2 protein-coding genes are annotated in these 8,818 nt (G+C 65.4%); both read right to left on the bottom strand.

What is annotated here, in order from left to right; translation table 11 throughout:
- Positions 1-167: 167 nt before the first annotated feature.
- Positions 168-5,048 carry a Calx-beta domain-containing protein gene (locus tag ACXWUF_RS13590; protein ID WP_458495204.1) on the bottom strand — a complete coding sequence of 1,627 codons (4,881 nt, stop codon included), beginning with the start codon at positions 5,046-5,048 and terminating at the stop codon, positions 168-170.
- Positions 5,049-5,244: 196 nt separating this feature from the next.
- On the bottom strand, positions 5,245-8,442 hold the full coding sequence (locus ACXWUF_RS13585; protein WP_458495203.1) for a response regulator: 3,198 nt from the start codon (positions 8,440-8,442) through the stop codon (positions 5,245-5,247).
- Between the last annotated feature and the right edge of the window lie 376 nt (positions 8,443-8,818).

Raw genomic sequence — 8,818 nt, 5'->3', positions numbered from 1 at the left:
CTCTAAACTTCTCGTGGCGTGCGCCTAACCCACCCTACAGTGCGCCGCCATTAGGTTAAGCCGGTTTGGAATACAAACCACAGTTTGGGCGGGAAGAAAAAGGCATCACGCCAAGGCGGGAAAACAGGGTGGGCGGCGGCGTGACCCCGCCCACCCCGGACCATCCATCAGCCAATGATGAGGAACTGACCCGTCGGATCGACCGACACCTTATTGGCCTGCCCCAGAACCTCAATCGTCAAGTCCTGGCCCGCGATGAAATCGCCATCGCCGTTCAGGTCGATCATCACGGAATGCCCGTCATAGGCGATGTTGCTATGGCCGGTGATCTGACCGTCCAGCGCGTGCCCCGCCAAGTCATCCAGGGCCACGTCGTTCTGCGTCAGATGCGCCCACAGGCTCGAATCGAAGGCGATGCAGTCGCCCTTGGTGGCCTTGATGATGTCGTGATCCCCCGCCGACAAATCGCCCACGCCGAACGCCTTGGCGCCGTACAGGAAAACATCCTTGCCCGCCCCGCCGTCGAGCAAATCGCTCCCCGCCCCGCCCGCCAATATATCCTTGCCATCCTGACCATAAAGCTTGTCGTCGCCCGCGCCGCCGGACAGCAAATCATTGCCCGCCCCTCCCTTAAGCACGTCCCGCCCATCCTCGCCATACAGCCGGTCGCCGCCGCCCTTGCCATCCAAAGTGTCGTTGCCGCCCTGGCCCAGCACCAGATCGGCCTTGCCCGCGCCCTTGAGGCTCTCCCCGGCACTCGTCCCACGGATGGCCCGGCTGCTCGGGACAAGGCTCAAGGCGAACACGCCCGCCTGGGTCGAAACCGCCTCCCCATCGCCCACCTGGAAGGTGAACGACTGCGCCCAATCCTTGACCAGCGCGGGCGCCTCGTAGACCAACCGGCCGGAATCGATGTCGGCCCGCGTGACGGCTTGCCCGGCCAGGACCAATCCCCCGGCCAGCTTCAACTGCCCGTCCGTCGGCAGGCTGACGATTTTCACCGATTGCAGCGCGTCGCCCGCGTCCGGGTCGGCGAATGGGAAGCTGGCGGCGGTGAAGGCGTAGGCGCCGCCCTCCTTGAGCGTCGCCGCATGGTCGGCGGTGGTGGGCGCGTGGTTGGCGGAAGCCTGCGTGCCCGGCTCCGTCTGGGTGTTGGGCACGGGGGCAGTGGTCGTCGTGGCAGTGGTCGTGGCGGACCTGGGGACCACGGACATCGTGAAGGTGTCGGACGCACTGACAAACGACCGGTCGGTGGCCGTGACCTTGACATTGAACGACCCGACATCCCCGTCCGCCGGCGAACCCAGGAAATTATGGCTGCCCGGATCGAACACCAGCCAGGACGGCAGGGCCGAGCCGTCCACTTGGCTGGCGCTGTAGGTCAACACGTCGCCCAGGTCGGGATCGTTGAAGGTGCTGGCGGACAGCGTGTAGCGGAAGAAGGTTTGGGTCGGGATCCCCGTCTGGTCGGGAATGGAATTGACCAAGACCGGCGCCCGGTTCACGCCGGTCACGAACACGTCCACGAAGGCGGTATCGGTGTGGCCCTGGCCGTCGCTGATGGTGTAGGTGAAGAAATCCAGCCCATAGAAACCGGACGACGGCGTGTAGGTGATGACGCCGCTTTTGCCCAACGCGGCGGTACCGTGTCCCGGCACCGACACCGAGATCACCGACAGCGGATCGTTCTCGGGGTCGCCGTCGTTCTCCAGCACAGCGATTTCCACCGGGACGCCCTGGCTGGTCGTGGTGCTATCGTCCGTGGCGGATGGGATGCCCGAGCTGACCGTCACCTGGACCCGGCCTGTCGTGGTGTGGCCCTGGCCGTCGCTGACGGTGTAGGTGAAGCTGTCGATGCCAGCGAATCCGGCCACTGGCTTATAGGTGACGATACCGTCGGCTCCAATCGTGGCCGCGCCCGACGACGGCGCCGTGAGGGCGGTCACCGACAAGGTGTCGTTCTGGGGGTCGCTGTCGTTGGCCAGCACCCGGATGTCCACCGCCTTGCCCAGGCTGGTGGCGGCGCTGTCATCCACCGCCACCGGCGTGCCGCTGGTGACTGTCAGGCTGACCGAGCCGACGGCGGTGTGGCCCTGTCCGTCGTTGATCGTGTAGGTGAAGCTGTCGGCGCCCACGTACTGGGTCGCGGGCGTATAGATCACCACCCCGTCGGTGCCAATCGCCGCCGTGCCATGACCGGGAGCAGACACCGCCGTGACCGACAGCGTGTCCTTGTTGGGGTCGATGTCATTGGCGAGGACCGTGATCGTGACCGGCTTGTCCTCGCTGGTCGTCGCGCTGTCGGCGACGGCCAGCGGCTCGCCGGTCACCACCGTGATTCTGACCGTGGCGGTGCTGATGCGGCCCTGGCTGTCCTGGATGGTGTAGGTGAAGGTGTCCGGGCCAAAGAACTTGGTGGGCGGGGTGTAAAGGCCCAGCCCATTGCTGTCGATGACCAGGGTGCCACGCGCCGAGGTCGCTGTGGACAACACGCCCGAGGCAGGCATCGCCACGCCGTTCACGCCCCACACCTTGAGGTTGTCGTTGTTGGGGTTGATATCGTTGGCCAACAGCTTGACGTTGAGCGACTTGTCCTCGTCCGCCGTGTAGGTGTCGTCGACGGCCACCAGCCCGGTCTGGTCGTTGAGCCGGATGGTGGCGGTGCCGCTGAGGTCGTTGATGACGTTCCCGGCGATGCGGATGTTGCTCAGGGTGAGCGCGAAGGTCTCCGGGTTCTCGGGGATGGTGTCCTCGGTGATGGGCACGCTGATGGAGATCTCGGTGGTGCCCGCCGGAATTTCATAATGCCCCGTGGTCTTGGTGTAATCGACGTTCTCGGTGGCGGTGCCGCCGACGGTGGAATAGTCGAAGGAGACCGGCTCGGTCTGCGCCACGTTCAGGCGCACCTTGAACAGCAGGATGCCCTCGGACTCGTTGATGAAGGGGTTGTCCACCGTGATGACCGTCGTGTCGTTGACCCCATCGTTCTGCTTGATGGTGGCGGTCCCGATGGCGGTGCCGAGCGTGCTGTTGGTGGACGGGTTCGACAAGACCAAGCTGAGCGACTCGCTGGTTTCAGTCTCGGTGTCGTTGACGATGACGACCTTGACGGTCTTGGCGGTCTCGCCGGGCGCGAAGCTTAGGGTGCCGCTGCTGGAAATGTAGTCGGCACCGGCCTTGGCCGCGCCATCGGCGGTGCCGTAATTGACCGTGACGACTCCCGTGGCGGGCCGGTCCAGGCTCACGGTGAAGATGGCCTCGCCCACGCCCTCGTCAACGGTGATGCTGTTGACCGAAATGCCCGGCGTGCCCGAGGCGGTGTCGTTGTCCACAATGGTGGCGGTGGCGCCGGGGCGGGCCAGGGTGGCGTTGGCCGGGGAACTCAGCGCCACCTGGAGGGTTTCGGTGGACTCGGACGCCGCGTCGTCCACCACGGCCACCCGGATGGCCTTGAAGGTTTCTCCCGACGCGAAGTACAGGCTGCCGGTCTGGGCGAGATAATCACCCGCGTTGCCCGCCAGCGCGGTGCCGTTGACCGTGGCGTAGTTGACCGTCACCGGGGCCGCGCTGGGCTTGTCCAGCCGCACGTAGAAATCCACATAGCCCTGGCCCTCGTAGGCCGCCGCGTCCTGGATGCTGAGTTGGGGCGCGGCCAATTGGGCAGGGTCGTCGTCCACGATGATGCCGTGGGCGACAGCGCGGTCCAGGCCCACGTCCTCGCCTTCCGGCTTGGTCAGCTCCAGATTCAGAATTTCGGTGGCCGCCTCGGTCGCGGTGTCGTTCACCAAGGGGATGCGGACCACTTTGAAGGTCTCGTCGGGGTCGAACTTGAGGGTCTCGGCCTGGGCGATGTAATCGCTGCCGCCTAGGGCGGTGCCGCTGACTGTTTTGTAGTTGACGGTGACGGTACGGGCCGGGCTGACGCCTAGTCCAAGCGGGTAGTTGAGCTTAACCACGAAGTCAATGTAGTGCCCATTCTCCGCGGCTACCCCGTCCTCGACGCTGACCGTGGGGGTGAAGGTCTGGGTCGCCAGGGGGAAAGGCTCGTCGTCGATGATGATGGCATTGCCGGGGCGAGTATCCAGGTTGGCCCCGGTTGCCCCGCTTAGGATCAGCTTGAAGTTCTCATTGAATTCGCCAACACCGCCATTGTCGAGCAGGGTGACCCGAACGGTTTTGAAGGTCTCCCCAGGCGCGAAGGCGACGGTTCCGCTTTGGGCCGTGTAATCTGAGCCTGCCAGAGCGAAATCATTTTGAGTCGTGTAGTTGACCGTGATGGGGTTGACGCTAGGCACATCCAAGCGAATGAAGAAATCCACATACTTCTGATGCTCGTTGGAGGCCGCGTCCTCAATATAGATGGTGGAAAGGGCAACGTCGTTGGCGGCAATGGTGGAATTGGCGTTGGGCACCGGGGCGGTGGCACCGACCAGACTGGACACCACCAAGCCAAAGGTCTCGTCGCCCTCGTGGTCCAGGTCGTTGGTGATGGGGACCGTCACCGTTTTGACCAACTCGCCCGGCGCGAAGCTCAGCGGGCTGTTCACCACGGCGGTGTAATCCTGACCGGCGATGGCGGTGCCGTCCTGGGTGGACCAGTTCAGTGTCACGGGCGCGGCGGAAGGCTTGTTCAGCATCAGGGTGAAAGTGGCAAGCCCTGCGGCCTCATCGACCACCGAGCCTTGCACCGACAACACCGGCGTGCCGGTCGCGGCGTCATTGTCGAGGAGAGTCGCCACCCCTTCGGAGCGGCCCAGCACGGCATTGGTGGGGCCAAGCAGGCGGAGGGCGACGGCGGCGGTGGGATCGACCGTCGCATTGTCGATGGTGTTGACGCGGATGGTCTTGACGGTTTCCCCGGGGTTGAAGGTCAGGGTGCCGAATTGGGAAAGCACCGAGTTGACGGCGTCCGGGCCGGTGGCCCCCGGAATCAGCCAGTTCACGCTGACGCCGACGGCGCTGGGCGCGTTGAGCTTGACGACGAAGTCCACGAAGCCTTGGCCTTCGCTGGCGATAGCGTCTTCAACCGAGATAATAGGTGTAGCCATACGAATCTTCCCCAATCAATAGGTGTTCAGGATTACGGTTATCGCTCGTCTCGCCGCCGGATCGGTCGAATGCAAAAGCCCGGCGCCAAGCGCAAGAATCCATTAAATATACATCAAGCCAGCCCATCCCGTGACAACCCGGGCCATTTTCGGAAACGCGCCGGGGGGGTGTATCGACCGCCATGCCGCCGCCCGCTCACCCCGGCGGCGGGCTTGATTCGGCCAACCGGGCCAGACAGCCGCGCACCGTGAGCAAGGCTTCGGCGTAATCGAAGGCGTCGATTTGCCGGTCCAGCCGCTCCGCCGCCTCTCCCAGGACTCCCCGCAAGACACCCGCCGCCTCGCGGTAAACCGCGCTGGCGGTCAAGTCGTCGATGGTCAGCAGCGCCTCCAGCCGGGCCAGCGCCTCCCGCGCCTGGGCCAGATCATCCTCCGGCCCGGCGGCGGCTGGCTCGGACAACGCGGCCCGCAATCCCGCCAACAGGTCTCGCAAGGCGGGCGCCAGCGCGTCCAGCGCCCGCCGGATGTCCTCCGCCGCTGGCCGATCCTGCCGGAGCGCGGTCTCCAAGGCCAAGGCCCGCGTCTCCACCAAGGTGGCGCCCACCGTGACGGAACTGCCCTTCAACGAGTGCGCCAAGCGCAACACCTCGCCGAGGTTGCCCCCGGCCAAGTGCCGCCCCAAGATGGCCGGATCGCCGCCGTGGGTCTGAACATAGAGCCGCAACACCATGAGATAGGTCTCCCAGCCGCTCCCGACATTGTCCAGGCCGATCTCGATATTCAGGCCGGACAGGGTCGCCAGCCGCGCCCGGATGGATTGCGAAGGGTCCGCCGCCGGGGACGAATCCCCGCGGGCGGGCCGCTCCGGCAGCCACTGCAACAGGCTGGCGTACAGCGCCTCGGGCCGCACCGGCTTGCCGATGTGGTCGCTCATCCCGGCGTCCAGACAGCGCCGCCGGTCCTCGTCGAAGGCGTTGGCGGTCATGGCGAGGATGGGCGTGTCCGCCCGATCCGGCAGGGCGCGAATGGCGCGGGTGGCACCGATGCCATCCAGCACCGGCATTTGCATGTCCATCAGAATCAGGTCGTAGTCCGTCACCCGCGCCCGCGCCACCGCCTCCATGCCATCCTCCGCCACATCGGCGTCCAGCCCGACGGACTGTAGCAGCTTCAAGGCCACCTCCCGGTTGACCGGGTTGTCCTCCGCCAGCAGCAGCCGGGCATTCCGGTAATGGCGGGACAGGCGCTCTTCCGGGGCAAGCGGCGCGGACCCGGACGGTTCCGCACGCCGCCCGGCGCTCCGGTGGCTCAGCGCCAACAAGGCGTCCAGCAGAGCGCCCGGCGTCACGGGCTTCGTCAGCAGCGCGTCGAAGCCCGCCCGCTGGGCCTCGTCCACAGACAAGGCTTGGCCGAAGGCCGTCATCAGCAGGCGGGTCGGCGGATTCCTAAGCGGCAACTGGCGCAGGCGGGCGGCGGTTTCGAGGCCATCCAGCCCCGGCATCCGCCAATCCAGCAGCACCAGGGCATAAGGCTCTCCGGCCCGGTCGGCGGCCTGGATCGCCGCCAACGCGCCCTCGCCCGAGCCGGTCGAATCCACCCGCAACCCCAGGTCCAGCAACAGGGCGTTCAGCACCGCCCGCGTCTCGGCCAGATCGTCCACCACCAACGCCCGGCACCCGGTCAGGCCCGGCTCCTGGCGCCGCCGCCGGGTGCCGCCGCCTTTCGCGAGGCGCACGTTGAACCAAAAGGTGCTGCCCTCGCCCAGCCGACTGTCCACCCCGATTTCCCCGCCCATCAATTCCACCAGCCGCCGGGAAATGGCGAGGCCCAGCCCCGTGCCCCCATGGACGCGGGCGGACGAGCCGTCGGCCTGCTCGAAGGCTTTGAATAGCCGGGAATGATGCTCGGGCGCGATGCCAATCCCGGTGTCCTTGACCTCGAAGCGGATCAACTCGCCAGCGGCGGTTGCTTCGAGGCGGTGGGCGCGGAGGACCACCGAGCCTTGCACGGTGAACTTGACGGCGTTGCCGACCAGATTGAGCAGGATTTGCCGCAGCCGCAACGCATCGCCCCGGAACGTGGCGGCCAGGGCTGGCTCGATATCGGTGACGAGTTCCACCCCCCTGCTTTCGGCCTTATCGGCCACCAGGGAGGAAACCGTCGCCAATAGCCCCTCCAGGTCGAACTCCGCCTCCTCCAGCACCAGCTTGCCGGCCTCGATCTTGGATATGTCGAGGATGTCGTTGATGATCGACAGCAGATGCTCGGCGGAGTCGGCGATTTTCTCCAGCTTGTCGGCGTGGGGCGGCTCGCTGATTTCGCGGCGCAGCAGATGGGTCAGGCCGATGATGGCGTTCATCGGCGTGCGGATTTCATGGCTCATGTTGGCGAGGAACTCCGACTTGGCGCGGTTGGCCGCGTCCGCCGTCTGCCGCGCCCGCTCCAGTTCCTCGTCGCGGCGCTTGCGCTCGGTGATGTCGAGGAACAGCACCACCCGCCGATGCACCTTGCCGGCCTCGCCGAAGATGGTGTTGATGGTGCGGAGTTCCGCGTATTCCCCGCCATCCTTGCGGCGGCTCCACAGCTCCCCCTGCCACTTGCCGAGGGTCTCGACGGCGTTCCAGATGGCCCGGTGAAACGTCGGATCGTGGCGCCCGGAATCCAGCAAGTTCAAATCCCCGCCCAACGCATCGTCCGGCCCGTAGCCCGTCACTTCGGTGAAAGCCGGGTTGACGGCCTGGATGCGGTTGTCCGCGTCCACCACCACGATGGCCTCGCTGCTGTTCTGGTAAACCAAGTGGGCCTGCCGCAACTCCTGCTCGGCCAGCCGCCGCTTGTTCATCTCCCGGGTCAGCAGGATGGTTCGGTTGGCGAGGGATTCGTACATCTTCATCACGGTGTCGATCAGCACCTTGGTGGCGCCCGACATCTCGTTGTTCGCCATCTCCTTGGCCTGCTCCAAGGACATGCCCGACGGCAGGGCCAGCGCCACCTTCGCCATGCGCTTGTCGGACTCCAGGATGTGCATCGCCAGCCAGCGGGTCAGGAAGGACACGATCCCCTCGATTACATCGTCCAGCGGCTTGACCGCCTCCTGGCTTTTCAGCCGGACCACCTCGTCGATGAAGTTGGTATGGGCGCGTTGATGCCAGGTTTCCCAGGCGTCGCTCTCGAAATAGCGGTGCCAGATGTCCTGCTCCATCTCGAAGTGCGCGACCGTGTACGCCTTCAATTCGTCGAAGATGATGTTCAAGGCGGGCACGTCGGACTGGAAGGCCAAGTGGCTGACCAGCAGGTTCAAGAGATCGATGAGCCGCCTGTGCTGCGCGTCGATCTCCGGGATGCCAGTCTCGAAGTTCTCGTTCCAGGGAAAAATCTCAATCTCGCCGGCCATGTATGCAACTCCAAAGATCGTTCACGGGGCTTGGGGCTAAAGCGCTTTCAATGCCGGTGTGCGGACAAAATTGATTGTAGGTCGGGCTCTTTAGCTCGATCCTTCCCGGCGTCGGGCTAAAGCCCGACCTACAGCCGCGCTGTGCATCCGAGGTGAAAATGCTCTACCACACCTCAGGCTGGTCCGCTGAGGGCTGGGCTGTATGCGACTTCCCGGCGCCGCCGGAGTAATAGTAGTAGGGCGGGCACGAGTGCGCCCCGCCCTACGGGGATCGATCATCCGCACGATACCCGACAAGCGGGATATTCGCCTTGATTCCGCTCAGTACCGACCAGTCCGGTGCCGCTTTCCGGCTTCCGCCGCTCGCTGAGTGGAG

The sequence above is a fragment of the Methylomagnum sp. genome, assembly GCF_054333355.1.
This window is presented reverse-complemented; position numbering and strand designations above follow the sequence as displayed.